The following is a 23137-nucleotide window of genomic DNA, read 5'->3' on the forward strand; positions in this document are numbered from 1 at the left end:
GGGCGGGGTCGCCCCGCCCCTACAAAATTATTCGATCACATCCACGCCGCCCATCCACGGGCGCAGAACTTCAGGGATGCGGATCGAACCGTCGGCTTGCTGGTTGTTTTCCATCACGGCGATCATCGTGCGCGGCAGACCGAGACCCGATCCGTTCAATGTGTGGAGCAAACGCGCTTTGCCGCCATCGGCGGGACGATACTTTATATTCGCGCGTCGCGCCTGAAAGTCGCGCACATTCGAGACCGATGACACTTCCAGCCACTCATTGCATCCCGCCGCCCAGACTTCGATGTCGTACGTGATCGCCGAACCGAATCCCAGATCGCCTGTGCAGAGTTGTTTGACGCGATAGGTGAGTCCCAACGCGGCGCAAGTCGCTTCGGCGTCCTCACGCATTTTTTCAAGCAACGCATCCGACTTTTCGGGTTTGGCGTACATATACATTTCCACTTTATCGAATTGATGTCCGCGTTTGATACCGCGCACATCGCGTCCCGCGCTCATTTTCTCGCGGCGGAAACATGGCGTGTATCCCGTGTACAGCAACGGCAATTGCGCCTCATCGAGAATCTCATCCATGTGCATGCCCGTCAACGGAACTTCGGCGGTCGGCACAAAATACAAATCCTCTTCGTGGTCTTTGTATAAATTGTCGGCGAACTTCGGCAGTTGACCCGCGCCAAACACGGTTTCCGTTTTCACCATGAACGGCAAATATTTTTCGGTGTAGCCTTGCCGAATGTGCAAATCCAACATGAACGCGATCAACGCGCGTTGCAATCGCGCGCCCGCGCCGCTCAACACATAAAAGCGCGAACCCGTGATCTTCGTGCCGCGTTCAAAGTCAATGACGCCGAGCGCGGGACCCAAATCCCAGTGCGCTTTCGGCTCGAAATCAAATTCGGGGAGTTGACCAACTGTGCGGAGGACCACGTTTTCTTCTTCGGATGCGCCTATCGGCGTCCGTTCATCCGGGACGTTGGGCAGGGCGCTCGTTAGCCGCGTTAACTCCCCTTCGACCTCTGCCACCTCCTTGTCGAGCGCGGCGATTTTGTCGCCCACCTCGCGCATCGCAACAATTTTCTTTTCGCGTTCCGCCGCGTCTTTCATTTTGCCGATCTCTTTCGAGACGGTGTTGCGCTCAGCCTTTAACTGCTCCACTTCGGTGAGCAGGGCGCGGCGTTTTTCATCGAGTTGAAGAATCTCCTCGATGGACGATGAATCCATTTGGCGGTTCTTCAACGCCGCGCGGATAACGTCTGGTTTTTCGCGGATCAAATTCAGGTCTAACATGTTGCACCTCCGAGTGCAGAGAATAAAATACGCCCCCGTCCATGTGCAGGACGAAGGGGCGTTTCGTGGTGCCACCTGCTTTTACCTTCCCCCTCCGCCGTTGGCGCCTCCCCCAAATTCGAAGGGGAGTTTTTCTGCCATCCCAAATTCAAATTTCGAATTTGGGGAGGAGGGTGGGGGTCTTGGATCCGCGATAACGGGCGGAGACCGATTCTCTTACGATTGATCGTAGTAGCGACTTTAGTCGCTCTGATGACGACTGAAGTCGTCACTACAATAAATCCCTGCGAGAACAACGTGGTGAAGTGGATTTCGTCATCTGCCCGACCGTCTTGCACTGTTGGTCGAGTAGGCGAGTTCTTCGCCATATCGAGACCCGACGGCTCTCTGAACGGTTCGATGAGTACTTGTCTTCACGCTGTCTTGTTGGCACGATTATACGCGTCGAGATTGTGTTGTCAATGGCTTGGAAGAGAAATGCCGAAGCGTTGGTGAAGTTCGCGCGGGCGAATCAAATTTCCCGTCGAGGGCGAAGCGTGGATTGAATCCGCATGTCAAATTATGGTATATTCTGTTTAGGAGTATCGTCATGAATGAACGAATTCTGATCATCGAAGACGACCAGCAGATTCTCAAATTGCTTCAACGCGGACTCGCGTATGAAGGCTACACAGTGGACTCAGCGACCGATGGGCGGATGGGGCTGATCCTTGCGCGCGACCACACGCCCGATCTTGTGATCCTCGATTGGATGTTGCCCGGCATGGATGGGCTGGAAGTGTGCCATCGTTTGCGCACGGGCGGTTCGATCCCGATTTTGATGTTGACGGCGAAAGATACCGTGCAGGATCGCATTCAAGGCTTGGACGCGGGCGCGGATGATTACATGGTCAAGCCGTTCAATTTGGATGAACTCCTTGCGCGTGTGCGGGCATTGTTGCGCCGAACGCAGCCGGAGCGAATCCCTGTGCTGAAGTTCGCCGATCTTTCGCTCGATACCGGCACGCGCCAAGCCTCGCGCGGAAATCGTACGATCTCGTTGACGGCGAAAGAATACGAACTGCTTGAATTGTTCCTGCGCCACCCGAAACAAGTGTTGACGCGCGAAGTGATCTTCGATCGCGTGTGGGGTTATGACTTCGGCGGTGAGAGCAATGTGCTGGAAGTGTACATCCGTTACCTGCGACAGAAGTTGGAGAGTGATGGGGAAGTCCGTCTCATCCATACTGTGCGCGGGGTGGGGTATGTAATGCGGGAAAATCCGTGATGCAAATGGGCAAATAAGCAAGTGAGCAAATGAGCAAATGAGCAAGTAGGCAAATGAGCAAGTTTGCAGATCTTCAACCGTCAATCCAAAATCGTAAATCGTAAATCGAAATGTCTCTCCGCCTTCGCCTGACCTTGTTATATGCGATCGTTACAGGCGGGATTTTGCTTGTCTTTGGCGCAACGGTGATTTTTGTTTTTAAAGCCGTTCTGGTCGACCAGGTCGATCGTACGCTGGAGAACGCGGTAGATTTAATCGTCAGCGGAATCAACGTCGGCGACCTGGACGAGCTCGAAGGCAAACTCGAATCGGTTGAACTGCGTTCGGATGTCTACGTGCAGATGTGGGACCTTGGCGGCGCCGCGCAGACCGGCTTGCGTACATTGGAAGGATTCACTGACCAACGCCCGTTTTACCCCGCCGGTTTGCGCATCGAAACCCCGAGCTATCGGTATGTGCAGGCAGGGATGGTTCACTTGCGCGTGGTTAGTGTTCCGCTCGAACTGAATGAACGCCGTATAGGCACACTTCAACTTGCCGTGAGTCTGGATGTGGTCGATGCGGCGCGTATAGGGTTGGAAAAAATCCTCGGAGTGATCTGGATCGTTGCGGTTCTGATTTCGGCAAATGTCGCCTGGTTGACGCTTGGAGAAACCCTTCGCCCTTTGAAATCTATAACGCTGGCGGCAGAACAGATCAACCGCGCCGACGATCTCTCGCGCCGCATCCCGTATGATGGTCCCCCTGATGAAATCGGGGGGCTGGTGGATTCGTTCAATCAAACGCTCGAACGTATCGAGGTGTTGTTCACCTCGCAACAACGCCTGCTGGCAGATGTGAGTCACGAACTCCGCACGCCGCTTACGGTCATCAAAGGTAACGCGGATTTGATGCGCCGCATGAAAAGCCTCGACGAAGAATCGCTGACCAGCATAGACCAGGAAGCAGGTCGCCTCTCTCGCCTTGTGGGCGGTTTGCTTTTGCTGGCACAGGCTGAGTCGGGCAAGCTCGCGCTCGTCGAAAAGCCAGTCGAACTCGATTTGCTCGTCACCGAGGTCTTTCAAGAAATGAGTGTGCTGGCTGGCAACAAAGTCCGTTTGCATCTCAATGAGATTGATCAAGTCATCGTCAAAGGCGACCGCGACCGGCTGAAACAAGTCTTCATCAACCTTGTGGCGAACGCGATTCAATACACGCCAACCGGGGGCGAGGTCTTCATCAGCCTCGAAAAAATAAAAGATCAGGCGCGCATCATCTGCCGCGACACGGGCCCGGGCATTCCAGCGGAGGACTTACCTCACATCTTCGAGCGTTTCTATCGCGCCGAAAAATCGCGCACGCGCGGCAGGAGCACCGGCTTTGGGCTTGGGCTTTCCATCGCCAATTGGATCGTCGAACGTCACGGGGGCAGGATCGAAGTCAATTCAAAAGACGGGCAAGGCACGGCATTTGCAATTTGGTTGCCGGTGATGTAGTCGCTTGGTCTTCTGGTCTCTTCGTCGGCTAGTTGTCAATTCCTAATCTCTGCGCGGCTTGGCGGCATAACCCCGCTCCATAATTTTGATACCACTCATCGAGCGTTAAGCTGGATGAAAACCCGCTTCGCGCATCGGTGTAAATTGGTCCGCCATAGCGGACATATCTCTGCGTCTCGGCATGCCACGTCCACTCGCCGCGATGGATCACGCCGATGCCTCCATTGTAGCCAGCCAGCGCAAGGCGCGGATCGCCGTTGGCGGTTTGAAGCGAACGCGCGAGGTATTCGAGTCCGCGCAGGGCGTTGGTCTCGGTGTCGAATCCGTTTTCGCCGTAGTGGAAGTGGAACGGCATCACTTGGAAGAGTCCCATCGCGCCGGAACGCGAGAGCGCGTTTGGGTCGCCGCACGATTCGATCTGCATCACGGTGGCGACCAGATTGGGGTCAAGGGAAGAAGCGTTTGCCCAGCGGACGATGTTGTTGCCCCAGTATTGGACTTCCCGCGTGAAGATGGGGGAGAGTCCGCTTGAAGAGGTTGAAAAGGTCGACGCGATTGAAACAGGCTGAACGATGGGCGAAGCGGAGGTTTGAATCGGCATGTTCGACGCGAGCGCGGCAAGCAGGCACGCGATCAGAATCACCGCGAGAGGCGGCAAGGCATAAAAAGACAAACAGCCGCCGGCATCGTGATCTGCCGCGGCTGTTTGCCGGTCGTCGTATGGTTGTGAGCGAGCGCGGGGCATAGTGGGTTCCTTTAATTTTGAGTAGGGACCCGAGCTCGAAATGAGTTCGGATTATTCAGTTGTCATTGCCTCGCCTTGAGTGAGGTCGAGAGTTAAGCGTTGTAATTGCGGTCGTTGGAAGGCTCATTGACCGAGTGATACGTCGGCTCAGCCCGCATGAATGAAGTTTGTTGCGCGGGTTTCGGCGCGGGACGATAGGATTGATTTTGCGTGGTCTGCACCGGGCGGTTCAAACTGGACGCGGGGCGAAGAATCGGTTGTCCCTGATTCGCCGGGCGATAGGTTTGCTGTTGGGCGGGTCGCGCGTAGTTGTTTCGTTCCGAGGCTGAGCGCTCGGCGGTGGTGAACATGCGGTCTCCGGCGAGCGAGAATGAACCGATGATCAACACGCGGATGAGCAGGATCATCGCGGCGACGAAGATCGGCACAACTTTCGTCATGGTCTCGTTGCTGATGACCGCTCCGCCCGACGCGCTGGTGTGATTGACGATGGCAACCGACACGCCCCACCATGTGAGAATCGCGTTGAAGCCAGCCGCCAACAGCCACGCGCCGAAGAGGTAATACACTTCTTTCGGTTCGTCGGCTCCTTGTTCCGGCGTGAAGACGCGGGCGATGCCGGCAAAGTCGATGCCGCAGAATGCGATGGCGAGAATAGTCGCCCATTGCAAGCCGCCGAAGGAAAGGTCGCCCAGAATATCCCGTAGGGCGAAGCGTGTGGCGTTGAAGTTGGAAACCTCGAAAGCGAGCAGAGCCACGAGGATGATCATCCCCCAAGCCGCGCCGCGGTTGAAGCGCCGTCCGTGCGTGAGATCGCGGAACAAGGCGCGCAGTCCATCCCCTGAATTTCTTCGATACGTAGTCATCTCGACCTCCTTTGTCGAATGGGTGACAATTGGGTCGAGTTTAGAACACTTGTTCTAAATTGTCAAGGGCGAGACGATGCGGTGATTTTACGGGATGCGCGTAGAGCGCCGCGCTTTTTCGGCGCAATGGCGATCAAGGTCCGCAATGCTTTATTCACCGATTCTGCATCGGGGAAATATTCGCGCACATCAGGCTCAAGAAGGATTGCCCCTTCCTCCAGCTTGAAATTCTGGACGATGGTTGTTCCATCTTCTTTGTGAATGACAACGGAATGCCCCTGGCGGTACGCTTCCGCGTGCTTACCGCGGACTCCGCCGGTGAAATCATATTCCCCGCGCATCTCGCCGATTTTTTTTGATTTATTTGGTTTGTTCTTCATAGGTAATCGAAAGAGGGTCTCCAAAAACAGATTTCGCTTCCTCAAAACTGACCGTATGTTTCTTGATATTAATTTTGGCTTTCTCTTCATCCCATTCAAAGAACATCGCCATACTTCGTTTCCTCGACGATTACTTACCTGTAAAGATTATACCTCGCGCTTCGATCGGTAAAAATTCCTCTCGGTGATTGTATCGAGTAATTGCCGTCATCACGCCACTTTCCGCCGCTCGCTCGCGCGCCACGCGCGGGCGATGTGCGCCGCCAGCCTAGCGTTGTTCAACAGCAACGCCAAATTTGCTTTCATTGATTTCCCTTTCGTCAACTCATTGATGCGCTTAAGGAGAAACGGTGTAACTTCCTTCCCGTGGATGCCTTTTTCCTGCGCTTCTTTGGATGCCTTCTCGATCAACGGTTCCATCTCGGACTTGGAAATTGCCTCCGCCTTCGGAATCGGATTCGCCACCAGAACCGCGCTCGTCATACCCGCGTTCCAATGCGCCTTCGCAAACTCGATCACATCTTCCGGCGTGTCAACCTGCGCGCTAACGTCCAGCCCGCTTTCGCGCGAGTAGAACGCGGGGAAGTCATCCGTTCCGTAGCCAACGACCGGCACCCCGTTCGTTTCCAGATATTCCAATGTGGCAGGCAGATCAAGGATCGCTTTTGCTCCCGCGCAGACAACGATCATGGGGATGGTCGCCAACGCTTGCAGATCAGCTGAAATGTCGAAAGAGGATTCGCGGTGCACGCCTCCGATTCCGCCGGTGGCGAAGACTTTGATCCCCGCGTGTTTACATGCGAGCATCGTCCCGGCGACGGTTGTGCCTCCGCAAGCCTCTTCTGTGATCACCGTCGCAAAATCGCGCGGACCCACTTTGTAGGTGTCTTTCTCGTCGGCGAGTCTTTTCAGTTCAGCGCTACTCAAACCAATATGCAATTCGCCGTCCAAAAACGCGATTGTGGCTGGCGTGGCGCCTTCCTCCTGCACGGCGGTTTCCATATCTTGCGCGAGTTCCAAATTTTGCGGACTCGGCAAGCCGTGTGTGATCACCGTCGACTCGAGCGCGACGATGGGCAAACCCGCCCGGTGGGCTCGGCTTACGTTGGCTGAATATTTTTTTTCTTCCATGATGTTTGTCCTTTGATTGACTGAAAGTACGCGCCGTTCTGAAGGCTTGGGCAAAACCCCAACCTGATTCACGAAAACCTTCGGGGCGTTCCGCTTAAGGCGAGTTATTGATTGCTCATCCCAGCGGGAGAGGGTCGTCTCCCTGATTGCCATCATCGGGCGACGGGGGAGGGTCGTCTCCCTGATTGCCATCATCGGGCGGCGGGGGAGGGTCGTCTCCCTGATTGCCATCATCGGGCGGCGGGGGAGGATCGTCTCTAACGCGGAAAATAAAACGATTCAAGTGCTGTATCGCTTCGACAATCGAGTTGGGCGGCGTTTCGCCTTTGTTGATCCAGGTTTCGCTGGCTTGAATTAAAAACTTGCGATAATCTTTCAATACAATGAACATGACCGGGTTTGACGCGCGGGTTTTGCCCATCGCCTGCTCGCACGAAGCGATCGGGATCTCTTGGATCAACCCTGCTACTTTATCCGACGATGTTTCGCGGCTCAATCCTTCGAGCGATTTGGTTGAGTCTAGTCCGTTGGACTCGATGAATATTTTCCAAGCGTCGATGTGCTCTCTGATAACCTTTTCAACTTGCGACGCCCAGGTGCCGACGCCGATCCAGTGCAGTTTGACGCCGCGCCGTTTCGCAAGGGTGGCAAATTCATTTTCCAGTTCCGTGAATAATCGTGTGATCTTTGGTCGTGGAACGAACGTGGGCGCTTCGGGCAATGAGCCGGCCTCCGGCGGGGATTCTCCTCTTGGCGTTAAACCCCGCATAAGTTGCGAGATTGCCTCTTCGCGTTTTGTTGCCAGGTCCACTTCAGGGATGCCGAAATTCGCCAGATACTCGGTCAGGTTTCGTTGCGCCATGAATTTGCCTAACTCGCTATGAATCAGGCTGGTCATATTTTTCACCCAATCTGGCTCGAAAACGGACGGTCGGTCAACATCGTTCGTTACCTTGGAAGTGGCTTTATATACGAGGGTATTCACTGCCTCGTCTGTATATGAGTATGGCAGATCGGCTTTGTCTCTGCTGTCCTCCTCCGCGCGATCGACGCTAAAGGCAATTCGAACGTCCGTCGCCGAAATGGGAATTCCGTCTTTACTTCGGCTCGCCACCGATTTATATTTTTCGCCCATATCACGGAACTCGACAAAATGCTCGCGCAGGTTGAAAGCCTCCCTGAAACGTTCAAACCCTTCGATATTCGCCTGGCTCTTTTTCTCTTTGCCGGTCGGTCCGATCACGCGCGGCGTGCCGTCGGGGAGTTCGAACACGACAACCGTATCCAACTCCACCACCACCTTGCCCGGTCCCCCAATGAGAAAATTGGCTGATTTTATGCTCTCATCGGCGATTGCGCCGCCTTTGAATCGAATCGTCTCGTCACTGCCGCCCAGCGCAACTTCGCGGATATGCCGACGCGCAACCGAAACAACGTCCAGATTGAAAATATCTGCCAGGTAGATGGCGGCAATTTGAATAGATATAAAATACGGAGCAAGCAGGAGAGGAATCAAGCGGAGGTTGCGAGGATCGATGAGCACTTGAATTAAAAACAACAACAGATTTCCGAAAGGGTTTCCGATATAGGTTGCTCGATATGTGGAGTTGAGCGTATAAATTAATACATCCTGGAGGCGCGCCCACCATTCGATTAGGGAGTAATTGAAGAGACTGAGTGAAAACCCGCTGAAGAAGAATAAAAACACGAATGCCCAGAAACGCCGACTGGCGGCGCGGGACGAGAGCGCGAAGAACCGGTTCAGGAACGCATTGGCAAGCCGGGTCAATCCCTCGCGGAAGAGTCGATATTCGCTTCGCAAGGCGGATTCAGGCGCGTTTATTTCGTTCATCGCCCGTTGACCTCGATCCAACGCAGGATGTCTTCGAGATACAGTAACTCGGTTTCCATTTTTCGGCGTATGCCATCCGATCGAATGATCATGGAGCGCGTGCGTTTCAGCAGGGTTTTTAGCGTATTTTTCATATCAGGGGGAGGCGCCTGCATGATTCCCTCGCTGAGCCATTTTCCATAGTCCTGGATCGCCCGGTCTTGCGCGGCTGATTCGTGAAGTTCGCGCTTCCTGTTGATTCGTTTTTGCTCCCCTTTTGCGTATTTTAGCCAGTCAGCCTGCCATTTGCCGATGATGGTTTGATCCACAGCGTCGTTTAACCTAGGATTGCTGATGCTGACGCTGATCACTTTCAACCCGCGCTCCTGCAGTCGTTTAAATTCCCGACTCAACTCCGGGGGGTGACCTTCGATCCAAACGCCATGTTGATCGAAGAATTCTACAAATTCCTGCGTCAACCGCGCCTTGACCATTTCATTGATCGCCTGTAAGGCAGTTTTCTGGGTCGCTTTCTTTTCCTGCGAGGGCGGTTGGGGAGGAGTGACAGGCGGTTGTTTTTTCGGCGGAATTGACGGCTGTTTTTCCACCATGGATATCAGCTTTGCAATACCCCGGTTTGCCGCGCGCAAAATTCGCGCCAGCGCGATTTGGAATGATTCGCGTCGGCTTTTCATTTGAATCGCCCGTGTGAGCGGGTCAATTTCTTCTTCTGTGGGCATGATGGGCGCTTCATAAGGCGGCGGCATCTCGACGCGCGGTTCGAAGAACTGATTCAATGTGAACTTGGAGGCATACTCGCGCCATATATCCACTGCGAGCACGGCAGGCAGTTGATTCCACGCCACGCGGTACCGGGGCGATTCCGGGTTGTAATTTGGGTTAATACTCTCGCCCATGATCGCCTTGCGAATGGCTTCCTGATCCGCTTTTTCATTTTTCTTATCTTTTGGGGTCACGCCGGTGCGATACCCGAATCGCGAGCCGGGTTGTCCTTCCTCCGGAAAGCCTGTGTCGATGCGGAAGGTCACCGAAATATTTGGGACAATCTCGATCCCATCTCGCGTCAATGCGCTGACTTGCATGCGCCGGTCTTGGATCTGTTTATATTCCTCATCCGATTGCGCTTCTGATTTCTCGGCGAACGGTTTTTCCTGAGCGTTAGGTCCTACCGCATGATTTTGAATATGTAAATCTACTGTGCCGGCAATGGTTTCTTTTTTGCCGATGAAGTGAAAACCCGGTCCCAGCGTCCGTTGGATCTTTGTTGCGGTTCGAGTGACCGCCGCGCTGGCTGAATCGAGCCACAGAACTCCTTTGCCTTTCCGCTCTTCCTCCCCCGCTTCTTTTTCCTGTTTGCCATTTTTGATAAATATGGCTGGTCCTTTGCCCCCGACGAGACGGCTAAGCACGCGGGTGAAAATTCTCCAACGGTCGCCGGTTTTGGTTAGCGGTAGGACGAATTGCGAGAAGAACGCCATCCACATGAATAAAAGGATGGGAAATAAACAAAAAGCATCGATCAGGATTCGCACCTGGTTGAATTGAAATCCCCCCGCTCGAACGATCTCCCACAGATAGGCTATTACGAGGATAAACAACCATACAAAGATAAAAAACCACGGTCTTTTATAGATCGGAGTATCGCCCATAGGTTTGAATTTTATTCCAAAACCTCTCAAATCGCCACTGACTCGGTGCGGTAAAATGAGGGATATGTTACGTGTTGAATTTCACTGTCATACCAATGCCTCGAAGGATTCGCTGACGCGCCCGCGCGATTTGGTGGAGGCGTGCCGGCGCAAGGGGATCGATCGCGTCGTCGTCACCGATCACAACTCGATCGCGGGGGCGCGGGCGGCTCAGGCGCTGGACCCGGAACTGGTCATCGTGGGGGAGGAGATTTTCACCACCAAAGGAGAGATCCTTGCGGCGTTCGTGACCGAGGAGATTCCCGCCGGGTTGACTCCGCAAGAGACGATTCGACGGCTGAAGGAGCAGGGCGCGTTCATCAGCGTGTCGCATCCGTTTGATGAATTTCGCCCGGGCGGTTGGGCGGAGGAGGATTTGCTTGAAATTTTGCCGCACGTAGATGCGATCGAAGTGTATAACTCGCGGTGCAGAAATCCGCGCTTCAACCGCGAGGCGCGAGAGTTTGCCGCGAAGCACAACATCGCTGGCACGGTTGGCTCGGACGCGCACGCGGCGTTCGAGGTGGGGAGAAGCCTGCTGAGGCTGGAGCAGTTTGAAGGTCCGGAGGGGATGCGGAAGGTCATCCGCAATGCCCAGTTCGAGACGCGTTGGTCGCCTCCGTGGTTTCATCTTGCCTCGCGGTTTGCCGTCCTCCGAAAGGGGCTGAATCCGAGTCTTGACATGAAAAATCAGGCGTGATAATCTTGCGCTCGCGTGTCCGGCTCGCCGTGAAAGCGAAGGCGGCTGGGCATAAATTTTCTAAGCAGGAGATGTTGTACGATGTCAGAACGATTTGTTGGTACGGTCAAGTGGTTCAATGCCACCAAGGGCTACGGCTTTATCGGCCGTGACAATGGCGAGGATGTGTTTGTTCATTTCAGCGCCATTCAGTCCGATGGCTACCGCAAGTTGGAAGCCGAGCAGAAAGTGGAGTTCTCTGTGGAGGACGGTCCCAAAGGTCTGCAGGCCGCCAACGTGGTGCCTGTCTCGTAAGACGGTCGGCTTGCCGACGTAAGTTTTGCGAACCGAACAGGGTTGTCGTGAGACAGCCCTGTTTTTATTTAATCAGGACTTACGCAGTTGGCGGCAGTTCGATTTGCCAAGCAAATCGTGCCGCCGCCGCAGTGCAAATGCGGCGCAACAGTTCAACCGCAGAAATCCTATTTAACGCCAATAATGGATAACAGAATCATGTCATGCTGAGGGGCGATTTTTGCCCCGAAGCATCTCGGAAAGGCTCATTCGAGACCCTTCGGTCGCTGAAAACCGATCCCTCAGGGTGACATAACGGTAGTTTTGGTTTATCCATTATTCACGTTATTGATCACGACTTACGCAGTTCAAAATCTTTTGCCGCGAATTTCGAGAATTCACGCGAATTGTTTAAAAAATTAGCGATACTTCGTGTAATTCGCGGCTTGTTCTTAGGAGTTTGCGTAAGTCCTGTTTATGACTTAATGATGACATTCGTCGTTTGCTTCAGGCATATAATTTTGTCGTAAAAATATGGCGATTCTAAGTATCTTTCAGCAACGTGCGAGCAAACACACCGTTCTCGCGTCGGGGTATGTGGTTCCTGACCCTGCGCGTTGTGTACAGTGCGGAATTTGCACTTATAACTGCCCTGTCGGTATTGATGTGCGCGCTCACGCCTGGCGCGGCGAACCCGTGATCCACAACCACTGCCTGACGTGCGGCGAGTGCGTGATGCGTTGCCCGCGCGGGTCGCTCCGTTTCGAGAAGACGGATCTGTTCGCGAAGAGGAAGCCATGAAGTATGCGATTGTTGGGTCTGGCGTATCGGGTATCGCGGCAATTGAGGCGATCCGTTCTGTGGACCGTTCGGGTGAGGTTGTGATGATCGGCGACGACCCTCACGGGTTTTATTCGCGCCCCGGTCTTGCGTATTATTTGACCGGCGAACTTCACGACAAAGCTCTATATCCGCGTACGTCGGATGAATACCGCCAGATGAACTTTCGATATGTGAAAGGGCGTGTAAAGGGTGTTCTGCGCGAGGCGCGCGTTCTGGAGTTGGAGAATCAGACTTCCATTCCTTATGACCGGTTGTTGATCGCAACCGGGGCGCAGGCGTTACCTTTGGAGATGCCCGGCGCGAATCTTGAAGGCGTTTTTAAACTCGATCACATGGAAGACGCGAAGCGTATTTTGAAACACGCCCGCCGCGGCAGGATGGCTGTTGTGATCGGCGGAGGAATCACCGCTCTGGAGTTGGTGGAAGGATTGCTCGCGCGGGGTATGAATGTCCATTATTTATTGCGCGGCGATAGATATTGGAGCGGCGTGCTCGATGAACACGAATCAAAGATTGTCGAGGCGCGTCTTCAAGTGGAGGGGGTGACGCTGCATCACCACGCCGAAGTAATCGAGGTAATGGGAAAGAAGAATCGGGCGATCGGCGCGCGCTTGCTCGATGGCAGAACGTTGAAATGCGACATGGTCGCCTACGCGATCGGGATTCGTCCGCGTTTGGAGTTGGCGAGGCAGGCTGGGCTGGCGGTTGACCGGGGTATTCTCGTCAATGAGTTTATGCAGACCAACGACCCTTATATCTTTGCGGCGGGCGATGTGGCGCAAGTGTACGATCCGGTTGTTGGGCGGTCTGTATTGGATAGTTTGTGGGGACCCGCTCGTCAGCAAGGATACGCGGCAGGATTAAACATGGCGGGCAAGACAAGCGCGTATGTCAAAGCGTCTCCCTTCAATGTGACTCGTTTGGCGGGTCTGACGACAACGATCATCGGCGCGGTGGGAGGCGGTCATGACGAAGACCTGGTCGGCATTGCCCGCGGCGACAGCGAAACGTGGCGCAGTCTGCCGGATGCGCTGGTGGCTCAGAGCGGCTTTGACGTGAATCACTTGCGCTTGATGGTCGGCGAACAACGATTGCTCGGCGCGGTGGTAATGGGAGACCAGACACTTTCATACCCGCTCCAGAAAATCGTATCGGAAAGAATAGACATTTCCTCGATCCGTGAAAAATTGCTGGCGGCGGATGCGCGCATCGGGGATGTGGTCGTTGAGTTTTGGGCGGGTTTGAGGAATTAGAAAGTCTTTGGAGGATGTATGCTTCGCGGCAACAAAGAATTATGGCTGGCATTTCTGGCAATGATCCTGATTACTGGGGTTTATGCGTTGGTCGTCCTGTTAACGCGAGAAATTCCGCCCGCGGGTGATTTGTTCGGTCACGGCATCGGAATCGTCGGCTTCGTCTTGATGATGCTGACAGAGACGTTATACAGCCTCCGCAAGCGGAGCCGCAGTGTGAAGTGGGGGAGGATGTCTGCATGGCTTCAATTCCATATTTTTACCGGGATCGTGGGACCGTATATGGTTCTGCTCCATACCTCCTGGAAATTCAACGGCATCGCGGGCGCCACAACGTTGTTGACCATCATCATCGTCGTCAGCGGATTTATCGGACGTTATGTTTTCACCCGCATCCCGCGCACCATGGACGGGTTGGAGATCGAAGGCACGCTCTCACAGGAGGCTCTCAAGCAAGCGCGTCGTCTTTTGGCGCTCTGGCATACCGTTCATATCCCCATCGGCATCGCGTTGTTCATTTCGGCGTTCGTCCATATCGGCGCGGCGTTATATTACGCCACCCTGCTAAAGTAGCGGAGGAAATATGCAAACCAAACGTTTGGGTTGCCTATCAGGAAGCGGCATCATCGCCGCGCTCATCACCACGTTCCTCATTGTTGGATACGTCTACGCTCGCGGCGGTTTGCTGTACAGCCCCGGCGAGTTGAACGCGCAACGCGGGGAGATGTTGGGCGGCGTCACGTCTCACGCGGAGACCGGCGGGGATTGCCAGACCTGTCACACTGCGCCTTGGGAACGCGCCACCATGGCAGACCGTTGTCTGGATTGCCATAGCGATCTTTCGGGACAACTGCAAGATTTTACTTCGCTTCACGGACGGATGATGAAAGATGCCGCCGCCATCACGTGCCGCAATTGTCATCCCGAACATCGCGGCGCCGACGCGTCGTTGACCGTGATGGACGAAATCACTTTTCCGCATGAAGCGCTCGGCTACTCGTTGAAGGGTCACCAGTTCACCGCGGCGCGAAAAGCCTTCACTTGTTCCGATTGCCATGCCGACGATATTTCCCAATTCGATTTGCAGACGTGCGATACTTGTCATCGTCAAATTGATTCGGCTTTCACCGACACGCACGTAGCAAGTTGGGGCGGCGATTGCTTGGCGTGTCATGACGGCGTGGATACCTACGGAAGCGACTTCGATCATAATATTTTCGTATTCCCGCTCGACGGCAAGCACGCGGATATTGCCTGCGCCGACTGTCACGCGAACGCGCGGACGATTGCGGATTTACAAACCGCTTCGCAAGACTGCGCGGCTTGTCACCAAGCCGAGGACGTTCACGCCGGGCAATTTGGCGCAGACTGCGGCTCCTGTCACACGCCCTCCGATTGGAAGGATGCGACCTTCGATCATTCGCGCAGTGACTTCCCGCTGACGGGCGCGCATCAACAAGTGGAATGCGAGCAATGCCACGTCAACGACCAGTTTGCGGGAACGCCCAGCGCGTGCGTTGCCTGTCATGCCGATCCTGTTTTTCACTTGGGGCTATTTGGCACAGACTGCGCGGCTTGTCACACCACCACGGCGTGGACGCCCGCCACGTTCAATGAACCACACACCTTCCCGTTGAATCATGGCGATGGCGGCACAGTCTCATGCGCCACTTGTCACCCAAGCGCTTTTACAACCTATACCTGTTATGGTTGTCATGAACACAACGAACCCAAAATACGCTCGAAGCACATCGAGGAAGGCATCTCCGATTTCCAGAACTGCATGGAGTGCCACCCGACGGGACAAGAGCATGAGGGAGGCGAACGCAAGGAGGGGGATAATTGAGAAAACCGAATCAAGCCGAACCCCCCGTTGCTGACGCAGTTCAACTGCGTCAGCAACGGGGGGTTTTGTCCAATGGAATTTTATTCAGCCACAGGAGTCAACACGGCTTCGCGGTCGTTCTCGATGTTCATGATCGCGGGGATGAAGAACCCGATGACCGTCATCAGAACACAGACCGCGCCGCCGAAGATGAACCAGAAGCGGATCCCAAGGAGATCGGCGATGGGACCCGAGACCAGCAGGCTGAGCGGCATCATGGCGGTCGCGCCCGCGCCGAGGAGCGAAAAGACTCGCCCTTGTTTATCGGGCGCCACCGTGGATTGAAGGATCGCCATCAGCGGTCCGTTGGCAAAGACTTGCGTGAACCCGATGATGAAGTTGGCGGTGAGCAGAAGATAGAATTTGTCTGCTGGCACGAACCCGATCAGGACGCATCCGACGCCGATGCCGATGATGCCGCTGAACGAGGTGATGATGCGGCGTTTGAATCCACCCCAGATGCCGAGCAAGATGCCGCCCGCGATCATGCCGACGCCGAACAATGCTTCGCTCCAACCGAGTTCTTGCGCGCCGCCGTTGAAAACTTTCGTAACCACGAGAGGCAGGAGCGCGGAACTTGGAGTGATCATAAAATTCAAGATCATCGCAAGAATGGTCAAGCCGAGCAATCCGCGCCAGCGCACAACGTAATGAAAACCTTCCCTCAAATCTTCCCAATACGTGGACGGTTTTTGAATCGCGTCGCGGGCAGGTTGCGGCACAGGGATAAATAACAAAGGCAGGATCGCAAGGGCGGCGGTCGCAATATCAATGAGCAAAACATTTTGCGTCGAGAACGCCTCGATCAACAACGCGCCAAGCGGAGGCGCGGCAATGCCGACCAGACCTTGAAGCAATTGATTCGCGCCGGATAATTGCGCGAGATATTTATCGGGAACCATCAGCGAGGTAGAAGCGGTCATGGCGGGCGAATGAAATGCCGTGCCAAACGAACGGATGAACATGATCACGTAGATGTGCCAAACTTGAACTTGCCCAGTAGCGAACAGATAAAACAGGAACGCGGTTGAAAGCGCGATGCTCCCGTCTGCTACGATCATGATCAAGCGGCGGTTCCAACGGTCAACCAACGCGCCGATGAACGGGCCAAAAACGATCTGAGGCAACAGCGCCACCAACGTGGCGGTCGCCAGCACGGTGGCGGAGCCAGTCTCTTTCGTCAGCCACCACACGAGCGCGAATTGAACCAAAGCCGAACCAAACAATGAGAACGCCTGCCCGGTCCAAATGGTGAAGAAGCGCGGCGCCCAGTTTTGCGGGATGGATCTTGACCCGTTGTTCTCCATGAAATGATCTCCTATTTGATCCTGTCTGCCAACGCGGTTTTCACCTTATCGGATGCCTGAAACATTCCGCGCACCTGAATTGATTCAATGACCTCCCGCGCCAGATTGGGCGAAATGTCGCTCGCCAAATGAAGAAGCCCTAATACTTTGATGATGACTTTCTCGCCTTTGGCTTTTTTCTGCTCCAGATCGCCTCGATCATACGTGAGGACGCCAATCACATACGAGTTCCGCGTGATGGACTGCTGAATTTCAAAATTGTGTTTCTCCAATTGCGAGCGGATCGCCGTGCGGATAAAGTCCGTCCGGTTGGAATACAAGCCCTCCTGAACCATGAGGTCTATCTTCCCCAAATCCACGGCGCTCATGTTGATGGTGATTTTTTCGGTCTCTGCCATAACATCTCCTTGCCATCCACATGGATGGTATATGGATGATTTTATGCAGAAAGCGGGAATTGTCAAGATAAAACACAAGGGAATTTGCTACAATCAACCATCCCATATCGAGGCAAAAAATGCAAAACTTCACTTTTCATTCACAAAGATCTTCGGTCTATGGTCGCAATGGCATCGTCGCAACCTCGCAACCTCTCGCCACCGCCGCTGGTTTGGAAATCCTTGCGAAGGGAGGCAACGCGGCAGATGCGGCTGTGGCGGCGGGTGCGGCGCTCAACGTGACCGAACCAACCTCCACTGGGATTGGCGGCGACATGTTCGCCCTCTATTTTTCTGCGGATACGAAACGAGTCACCGCCCTCAACGGATCGGGACGCGCTCCCTCCGCCCTTACGCTTGATCGGCTAAAGACCAGCGGATTCGAATCTTCGATTCCCCCGTTCCATCCATACACGGTGACTGTCCCCGGCGCGTGCGCGGGCTGGTTCGATCTGATTCACAAACACGGCTCGCTCTCGATGTCTGAGATTCTCGCGCCCGCGATTCGACTCGCCAGCGAAGGCTTTCCCGTCGCGCCGATCACATCCTATTTTTGGGGACGCGGCGTACAACGTCAACTCGCCTCCGCGCCAAACGGACAAGAGTTAACCATTGACGGACGCGGACCCAACGCGGGGGAAATTTTCCGCAATCCTGGTTTGGCGAAAACATTTGAAACCATCGCGCGCGAAGGGACGTCAGCGTTTTATCAAGGCGAGATTGCCGAAGCCATCGTCGCTGTGTTGAAAGATGCGGGCGGGTGCATGACAATGGACGATCTCGCGTCGCACACCTCCACGTGGGAAGAACCGATCTCGGTGGATTATCGCGGCTATCGCGTCTATGAATGTCCGCCCAATGGACAGGGTATCACCGCGTTGATCGCCTTGAACATCCTCGAAGGATTTGATCTCGCTTCACTTGAATCTCTCTCCGTTGAAAAGATGCACCTGATGATCGAAGCGATGCGTCTCGCCTTTGCCGATGCGAGTTGGTATGTGACAGACCCGAAGTTTTCAAATATCCCCATCAAAGAATTATTATCTAAAGAATACGCCAACGAACGCCGCAAACTAATCAACACGCAGTCCGCGATACGCAATATCGAACGCGGCGTTCCCGTCTCCTCCTCCGACACCGTCTACCTCAGCGTCGTGGATAAATTCGGCAACGCCTGCTCGTTCATCAACAGCAACTACATGGGATTCGGCACAGGCATCGTCCCAAAAGGCTGGGGCTTCACGCTTCAAAATCGCGGACACAACTTCAGCCTCGACCCAAATCACCCCAACGCCCTCGCCCCGCGCAAGCGACCGTATCACACAATTATCCCTGCGATGGTCACAAGACTCCCTTCTCCCTCAGGGAGAAGGGCTGGGGATGAGGGTGAAAACGAGTCCGAGACTCTCTACGCTTCCTACGGCGTCATGGGCGGATTCATGCAACCGCAAGGACACGTGCAAGTGTTATCCGCGTTGGTGGATGATGGACTGAATCCCCAGTCCGCGCTGGATCGTCCGCGCTTTTGCATTGACGTGGACGAATCAGGCGGGCGCGTTGCTATCGAAGAGGGGATTCCAGAAGGGACATTCGCTGGTTTGCAAAAAATGGGACACCCCGTGTATTCGGTCACTGGCTACGAGCGCGCCTTGTTCGGCAGGGGACAGGTCATTCTCCGCGACGCAGAATCAGGCGTCCTGTGCGGCGGAAGCGATCCGCGCGCGGATGGGTACGCGGGGGCGTTGGCATAGCCAGCTATTCTTCTCTCACAACGCAACTCCTCATGGACTTCCAGACCGGATTGGCATCGTTCATAAAAGACTCCGCCGCCCGGTAGAGTCGCATTTCGATTTGCATGTCGCGCAGAGTTGCCCGTTCTTGCGGCGTGTAGCCTTCGTATTGATACGGCAAAAAGTTATCGGGGTGTTTGGCTGTTAACAACATTTCACCCTCAATGGCGGGATCTGGTTTTGGCGGAACCTCAAATCGCTTGATGTATTCGGCAATGTAACCGTTGTTTTGGCAGAGCGTAGGTGCGCCGAAGATCAGTCGTTTTTCCGAGAATTGGAAATCGGGATACATTGCCTGCGCTGTCTCGGCAAAGTCTCGCGGATACGTTAGAGAGAAGGGTTTCTGATAATTCCACGCGGCTTGTATCACGAGGGCAACCAAGATTCCCTTGACGAGTTTATCGCCGAAGGAAAAACCCTTTTTCAGCTGTACTAGCCCGCCAGCGGCGAGAAGAATTAAGAATGGCATCATCTGCCGCGCCAGCCTGCCGTACACAACGAACGAATGCAAAAACACGGAAGGGATCAGTAAACACAGATACATAAAAATGATGGCGACAACCCAGAGTCCCATCTGTCTGGATGAATAAATGGCAAAGCCTGAAAGCAGAAACAGGAGGATGAACAGCCAATGCTCGGCATGCCAGAAATATTCAAAAGGAAGGCTCCAGCCTTCTTCGAAACTCCCCTGGCTGACAGTGGTTGAAAAGACGCGATATTCGGCGAGCAGGTTGGTCTCCGCGAGCGAGGCAAGCAGGAAGAGCAGGATTGCAGGAAGAGCGAATCCAACCGCGGTTAATGATGCCTTGCGGATCAGGTTACTGGGTTTGCGGTTGCTTCGAAAAACATGGATGAACATCCCAACTCCCGTCAATGCCCAGTATCCGTTGTAGGTGATGAAGCAGAGAAATGCCAATGCGCCGCAAAGCAAGGATGCTTTTCGCGAAGGCTTTTCCGTCAGCGCGATGAACATAGCGAGCAAGCCAAAGGTCATGGCGCTGTCGTACGGAAGAAGATGCCGTGAGAAATACAACAGCGACATACTGGACGCGGCGAAAAAGAGCGCGAATAGCGATTCTTGTTGGGTTGCGCCTGCCTGTTGTGAGATTTTGTAGATCAGAAAAAGATTCAAAACGGAGAATAGGCTGAAGAACAACGCCGGCAAGACGAGGCTTTCGAACGTCAGTCGTTCGAGAAACGCGGGGATGATTCCGATAAGTTTGAACCCGAGGTGCTCGGGAGCGGTGAACAATTGCGCGAATGCCGAAGACGAATCCCCGGCAAGCAATAAATCGACAAATGCCCGCGATGTTTCGTATCGTCCTTCATCTGAAAAATAATATTGCCCGCCGCGTAGGACGAGAACCCATCGCGCGACGATGGAAATTAACAAAATAACCGGCGCGCTCCAGAGGCGATTCGGCACAATCGTGCCCATGGAACTGGAATCCCGCATAGTCCGTCTAACTTTCCAACCTGCCGACCGCTTTCACGCATGGACGGATAAACACATCCTCCTCGTGAGGCGCGTCGGGGAGTTCGCTGGTGAGGTCTTGCCCGGGGAAGTGCAAGTTTTCATGCAGATCGAGCCGCCATTTCGGGCAATCGGTCACATCGTACACGACGCCCTTGTACGCGATAAATTTTCGCGCGCCGCGTTCGCCGTTTTGTTTGCGTAGTTCGCGGGTGGGTATGACGCGCTCGGGAATATCCATATAACGATTATAAAGGGTTTTGAATCGCGCCTCTTCGCTGGTAAAATGTCTGTGCACTATCGACTGAGGAGTCATACATGGCAAATCTCATTGGACCAGATGTCAGTTTCTATCAGGACGCCGAAACCACCCCGCAGGGAATCAATTTTGTAAAGATGAAGCAAACAGCGGGGTATGTCATCATTCGCTCCGGGCAGAATGTGTGGGTCGATTCCGATTTCAGAACCAACTGGACCGGCGCCAAAGGCGCGGGCTTGCCGCGCGGCTCCTATTGGTTTTACGACAGCCGCGCCAACCCGACTGACCAGGCAGACCTGTGGTATTCCACGTTCGATGGCGACCTCGGCGAACTGCCCTTATTTGCCGATTTTGAAGAAGCCTACGGCGGCGCATACACCGGCTGGAAACACTGGAAAACATTTTTAGAACGGATCAAATCGCGCGTTGGCAACCATGAGATCGGAATTTACACCGCGTATTATTATTGGGTGCGGAACGCGCCCAACGCAACCACCGACGCCGCCAACCTAGCCTATTTCAAGCAATATCCCCTGTGGGTTGCGAACTATGGCGTGACCACGCCGCTTGTGCCAAAACCCTGGGATGCCAACGGCTGGACGTTCTGGCAATTCACCGACAGCGGCGACGGAGATTTATATGGCGTGGAAAGTTCGCGCATCGACTTGAACTATTTCAACGGCGATCTTGCCGCCTTCAACACGCGATTCAAACTCGGAACGCCTCCTCCTCCGCCTCCGGGTCCGGTGTGGTACAAGGTTACCGCCTCAGCCCTCAACGTGCGTTCCGGTCCCGGTACCACGTTTGGCGTTATCGGGTTATTGAAACAGGATGAAGTGGTGGAAGGACTCGCCATTTCCGCCGATGGGGCGTGGGCGAAGATTCGGCGCGAGTCGGATGGACTCGTGGGCTGGGCTTCGCGTCAATATCTGATCGTGACATCCGCTCCTCCACCTCCGCCGCCTCCGCCGGGGGACGAGGAGTGGTTCAAGGTCACCGCTTCGGCATTGAACATGCGCGAAGGACCAGGCACGGAATACCGCTCACTGGGTCTGGTATATCGCAATGAAGTTGTGCAACGGCTCGACACCTCGGACGACGGCAAGTGGTATCAGGTCAAGCGGTCGTACGATGGGTTTACCGGTTGGGCGTCGAAAGATTATCTGGAAGCGACTACCGCGCCTCCGCCTGTTTCAGAAGAAAAGTATGACTGGTATCAAGTGACCGCGACCACGCTCAATGTTCGCGAGGGACCCTCGTCGTCATTTAAAGTAATCGGCTATCTGACGAAGGGCGAAACTGTGAAATCGCTGGAGATTTCAACCAGCGGCTGGCATAAGATCGAAAAAGTGGATGGGTTTACCGGTTGGGCTTCCGGACAGTTCCTGAACAACGTGGGGAAAACGCCCGCCACAGCGATGCAGAAGTTGTTCAAAGGCGTGTTGTATTATCGCAAGACGCGCTCCACTCCGCGACGCCTGGTCTCTCACACGCTGGTGCTCGACCTGAAAGGGGCGACGTTCGAGTTCCTTGTCACGCCGCCGCTTCGAGCCACCGAGCCGTTCTTATGCACTCAAACCACCTCGAAGTTCCTTGAGAAGAACAAGTTGCACATCGCCATCAACGCGGACGGTTTTTACACGCTCGACCCCGCCGCTTATCCTCCCGCAACGTATTGCGCGGGCGGCGGCGAGCCGGCCAAACTTGTGGGCATGGCGGCTTCACGCGGCAAGCAATATTCCACAAAAGCGCCGGGCCGCCCGATCATGTACATTAGTCAGAAGAATGTGGTTACATTCGACAAATTAACAGGCGGCGCATTCAATGCGATCACCGGCGACCGCTATTTGGTGACGAAAGGTAAAAAGGTTGCATCGCTTGAATCCAACAGCATGGATCCGCGCACGGCGATCGGCGTCAGTCAGAATGGCCGTTACCTCGTGATCGTGGTGGTGGATGGGCGTGAATTCAGCGAAGGCGCCACCTTCCCTGAATTGGCTGACCTGTTGCTGGCGCATAGCGTCTACACGGGCGTCGCGCTGGATGGCGGCGGCTCATCGGCGATGATCGTCAAAGGCGCGGACGGAAAACCGCGCGCGGCGAACAAGTTGATGAACGATAATATCCCCGGTAATGAAAGAGAAGTCGGCAACCATCTCGGCGCGTTCATTAAATAGAAGCGCGAAGCAGGCGTCTTTGCGATCTCTCTTCAATGG

At 54.5% G+C, this 23137-nt stretch carries 22 protein-coding genes; 10 read left to right on the forward strand and 12 right to left on the reverse strand.

All coding sequences use genetic code 11. The features are described from left to right. Window positions 1-27: 27 nt before the first annotated feature. Entirely contained in the window at window positions 28-1296 is a 1269-nt protein-coding gene (serS, locus tag IPM31_11630) for a serine--tRNA ligase (protein MBK9007631.1), read from the reverse strand. Window positions 1297-1885: 589 nt separating this feature from the next. On the opposite strand from serS, the gene IPM31_11635 reads away from it, so the two are divergent. Continuing rightward, the gene (locus IPM31_11635) at window positions 1886-2563 is read left to right on the forward strand and encodes a response regulator transcription factor (protein ID MBK9007632.1); all 678 of its coding nucleotides are present in this window, start codon (window positions 1886-1888) and stop codon (window positions 2561-2563) included. Between the two features lie 110 nt (window positions 2564-2673). After that, window positions 2674-4038, forward strand: coding sequence for a HAMP domain-containing histidine kinase (locus IPM31_11640; protein MBK9007633.1), 1365 nt, complete (start codon window positions 2674-2676; stop codon window positions 4036-4038). 28 nt (window positions 4039-4066) lie between these two features. Here IPM31_11640 and IPM31_11645 read toward each other — a convergent pair whose 3' ends face one another. The 7 genes from IPM31_11645 to IPM31_11675 form a co-directional block, all read right to left on the reverse strand. Beyond that, window positions 4067-4783 (reverse strand): transglycosylase SLT domain-containing protein, encoded by a 717-nt coding sequence (locus IPM31_11645; protein ID MBK9007634.1) that lies wholly within the window; start codon window positions 4781-4783, stop codon window positions 4067-4069. Window positions 4784-4875: 92 nt separating this feature from the next. Continuing rightward, complete coding sequence (locus IPM31_11650) at window positions 4876-5649, reverse strand: hypothetical protein (GenBank protein MBK9007635.1); 774 nt, start codon at window positions 5647-5649, stop codon at window positions 4876-4878. Between the two features lie 62 nt (window positions 5650-5711). After that, window positions 5712-5990 carry a hypothetical protein gene (locus IPM31_11655; GenBank protein MBK9007636.1) on the reverse strand — a complete coding sequence of 93 codons (279 nt, stop codon included), beginning with the start codon at window positions 5988-5990 and terminating at the stop codon, window positions 5712-5714. A 19-nt stretch (window positions 5991-6009) separates the two neighbouring features. Then, window positions 6010-6135, reverse strand: coding sequence for a BrnT family toxin (locus tag IPM31_11660; protein MBK9007637.1), 126 nt, complete (start codon window positions 6133-6135; stop codon window positions 6010-6012). Between the two features lie 104 nt (window positions 6136-6239). Further along, entirely contained in the window at window positions 6240-7160 is a 921-nt protein-coding gene (locus IPM31_11665) for a pseudouridine-5'-phosphate glycosidase (protein ID MBK9007638.1), read from the reverse strand. A 115-nt stretch (window positions 7161-7275) separates the two neighbouring features. Beyond that, window positions 7276-9012: a hypothetical protein gene (locus IPM31_11670; protein ID MBK9007639.1), complete on the reverse strand. Its 1737-nt coding sequence runs from the start codon at window positions 9010-9012 to the stop codon at window positions 7276-7278. Further along, on the reverse strand, window positions 9009-10661 hold the full coding sequence (locus IPM31_11675) for a hypothetical protein (protein MBK9007640.1): 1653 nt from the start codon (window positions 10659-10661) through the stop codon (window positions 9009-9011). Before IPM31_11675 ends, IPM31_11670 begins: the two co-directional genes overlap by 4 nt. A 64-nt stretch (window positions 10662-10725) precedes the next feature. Between IPM31_11675 and IPM31_11680 the strand changes: the two genes are divergently transcribed. From IPM31_11680 to IPM31_11705, 6 genes are all read left to right on the forward strand, one after another. Further along, window positions 10726-11400 carry a PHP domain-containing protein gene (locus tag IPM31_11680; GenBank protein ID MBK9007641.1) on the forward strand — a complete coding sequence of 225 codons (675 nt, stop codon included), beginning with the start codon at window positions 10726-10728 and terminating at the stop codon, window positions 11398-11400. 81 nt (window positions 11401-11481) lie between these two features. Next, a complete protein-coding gene (locus IPM31_11685; GenBank protein MBK9007642.1) occupies window positions 11482-11694 on the forward strand; it encodes a cold-shock protein in 213 nt (70 codons plus the stop codon). A 513-nt stretch (window positions 11695-12207) separates the two neighbouring features. Next, window positions 12208-12474, forward strand: a complete 267-nt coding sequence (locus IPM31_11690) for a 4Fe-4S dicluster domain-containing protein (protein ID MBK9007643.1) — start codon at window positions 12208-12210, stop codon at window positions 12472-12474. Then, window positions 12471-13769, forward strand: coding sequence for an NAD(P)/FAD-dependent oxidoreductase (locus tag IPM31_11695; GenBank protein MBK9007644.1), 1299 nt, complete (start codon window positions 12471-12473; stop codon window positions 13767-13769). Before IPM31_11690 ends, IPM31_11695 begins: the two co-directional genes overlap by 4 nt. 18 nt (window positions 13770-13787) lie before the next feature. Further along, window positions 13788-14342 carry a hypothetical protein gene (locus tag IPM31_11700; protein ID MBK9007645.1) on the forward strand — a complete coding sequence of 185 codons (555 nt, stop codon included), beginning with the start codon at window positions 13788-13790 and terminating at the stop codon, window positions 14340-14342. A 10-nt stretch (window positions 14343-14352) separates the two neighbouring features. Further along, entirely contained in the window at window positions 14353-15615 is a 1263-nt protein-coding gene (locus IPM31_11705; GenBank protein MBK9007646.1) for a cytochrome c3 family protein, read from the forward strand. A gap of 80 nt (window positions 15616-15695) precedes the next feature. Here the strand turns inward: IPM31_11705 and IPM31_11710 are convergent, their stop codons facing one another. Together IPM31_11710 and IPM31_11715 are read right to left on the reverse strand one after the other, a co-directional pair. Then, a complete protein-coding gene (locus IPM31_11710; GenBank protein MBK9007647.1) occupies window positions 15696-16961 on the reverse strand; it encodes an MFS transporter in 1266 nt (421 codons plus the stop codon). Between the two features lie 11 nt (window positions 16962-16972). Continuing rightward, a complete protein-coding gene (locus IPM31_11715) occupies window positions 16973-17359 on the reverse strand; it encodes a CopG family transcriptional regulator (GenBank protein MBK9007648.1) in 387 nt (128 codons plus the stop codon). A 119-nt stretch (window positions 17360-17478) separates the two neighbouring features. On the opposite strand from IPM31_11715, the gene ggt reads away from it, so the two are divergent. Then, the gene (gene ggt, locus IPM31_11720; GenBank protein ID MBK9007649.1) at window positions 17479-19149 is read left to right on the forward strand and encodes a gamma-glutamyltransferase; all 1671 of its coding nucleotides are present in this window, start codon (window positions 17479-17481) and stop codon (window positions 19147-19149) included. Window positions 19150-19153: 4 nt separating this feature from the next. Here the strand turns inward: ggt and IPM31_11725 are convergent, their stop codons facing one another. After that, window positions 19154-20644, reverse strand: coding sequence for a hypothetical protein (locus IPM31_11725; protein MBK9007650.1), 1491 nt, complete (start codon window positions 20642-20644; stop codon window positions 19154-19156). A gap of 7 nt (window positions 20645-20651) precedes the next feature. Next, window positions 20652-20903 (reverse strand): cytochrome b5, encoded by a 252-nt coding sequence (locus IPM31_11730; GenBank protein ID MBK9007651.1) that lies wholly within the window; start codon window positions 20901-20903, stop codon window positions 20652-20654. Between the two features lie 77 nt (window positions 20904-20980). Between IPM31_11730 and IPM31_11735 the strand changes: the two genes are divergently transcribed. Beyond that, window positions 20981-23098, forward strand: a complete 2118-nt coding sequence (locus IPM31_11735) for an SH3 domain-containing protein (GenBank protein MBK9007652.1) — start codon at window positions 20981-20983, stop codon at window positions 23096-23098. The last annotated feature ends 39 nt before the right edge of the window (window positions 23099-23137 follow it).

The organism is Candidatus Defluviilinea gracilis, assembly GCA_016716235.1.
GTDB classification, from domain to species: domain Bacteria; phylum Chloroflexota; class Anaerolineae; order Anaerolineales; family Villigracilaceae; genus Defluviilinea; species Defluviilinea gracilis.

Bases quoted from the DNA above. Each gene is read 5' to 3' on its own strand.
- serS (MBK9007631.1), bottom strand. From the start codon at position 1,296: ATGTTAGACCTGAATTTGATCCGCGAAAAACCAGACGTTATCCGCGCG.
- IPM31_11635 (MBK9007632.1), top strand. From the start codon at position 1,886: ATGAATGAACGAATTCTGATCATCGAAGACGACCAGCAGATTCTCAAA.
- IPM31_11640 (MBK9007633.1), top strand. From the start codon at position 2,674: ATGTCTCTCCGCCTTCGCCTGACCTTGTTATATGCGATCGTTACAGGC.
- IPM31_11645 (MBK9007634.1), bottom strand. From the start codon at position 4,783: ATGCCCCGCGCTCGCTCACAACCATACGACGACCGGCAAACAGCCGCG.
- IPM31_11650 (MBK9007635.1), bottom strand. From the start codon at position 5,649: ATGACTACGTATCGAAGAAATTCAGGGGATGGACTGCGCGCCTTGTTC.
- IPM31_11655 (MBK9007636.1), bottom strand. From the start codon at position 5,990: ATGCGCGGGGAATATGATTTCACCGGCGGAGTCCGCGGTAAGCACGCG.
- IPM31_11660 (MBK9007637.1), bottom strand. From the start codon at position 6,135: ATGTTCTTTGAATGGGATGAAGAGAAAGCCAAAATTAATATCAAGAAA.
- IPM31_11665 (MBK9007638.1), bottom strand. From the start codon at position 7,160: ATGGAAGAAAAAAAATATTCAGCCAACGTAAGCCGAGCCCACCGGGCG.
- IPM31_11670 (MBK9007639.1), bottom strand. From the start codon at position 9,012: ATGAACGAAATAAACGCGCCTGAATCCGCCTTGCGAAGCGAATATCGA.
- IPM31_11675 (MBK9007640.1), bottom strand. From the start codon at position 10,661: ATGGGCGATACTCCGATCTATAAAAGACCGTGGTTTTTTATCTTTGTA.
- IPM31_11680 (MBK9007641.1), top strand. From the start codon at position 10,726: ATGTTACGTGTTGAATTTCACTGTCATACCAATGCCTCGAAGGATTCG.
- IPM31_11685 (MBK9007642.1), top strand. From the start codon at position 11,482: ATGTCAGAACGATTTGTTGGTACGGTCAAGTGGTTCAATGCCACCAAG.
- IPM31_11690 (MBK9007643.1), top strand. From the start codon at position 12,208: ATGGCGATTCTAAGTATCTTTCAGCAACGTGCGAGCAAACACACCGTT.
- IPM31_11695 (MBK9007644.1), top strand. From the start codon at position 12,471: ATGAAGTATGCGATTGTTGGGTCTGGCGTATCGGGTATCGCGGCAATT.
- IPM31_11700 (MBK9007645.1), top strand. From the start codon at position 13,788: ATGCTTCGCGGCAACAAAGAATTATGGCTGGCATTTCTGGCAATGATC.
- IPM31_11705 (MBK9007646.1), top strand. From the start codon at position 14,353: ATGCAAACCAAACGTTTGGGTTGCCTATCAGGAAGCGGCATCATCGCC.
- IPM31_11710 (MBK9007647.1), bottom strand. From the start codon at position 16,961: ATGGAGAACAACGGGTCAAGATCCATCCCGCAAAACTGGGCGCCGCGC.
- IPM31_11715 (MBK9007648.1), bottom strand. From the start codon at position 17,359: ATGGCAGAGACCGAAAAAATCACCATCAACATGAGCGCCGTGGATTTG.
- ggt (MBK9007649.1), top strand. From the start codon at position 17,479: ATGCAAAACTTCACTTTTCATTCACAAAGATCTTCGGTCTATGGTCGC.
- IPM31_11725 (MBK9007650.1), bottom strand. From the start codon at position 20,644: ATGCGGGATTCCAGTTCCATGGGCACGATTGTGCCGAATCGCCTCTGG.
- IPM31_11730 (MBK9007651.1), bottom strand. From the start codon at position 20,903: ATGGATATTCCCGAGCGCGTCATACCCACCCGCGAACTACGCAAACAA.
- IPM31_11735 (MBK9007652.1), top strand. From the start codon at position 20,981: ATGGCAAATCTCATTGGACCAGATGTCAGTTTCTATCAGGACGCCGAA.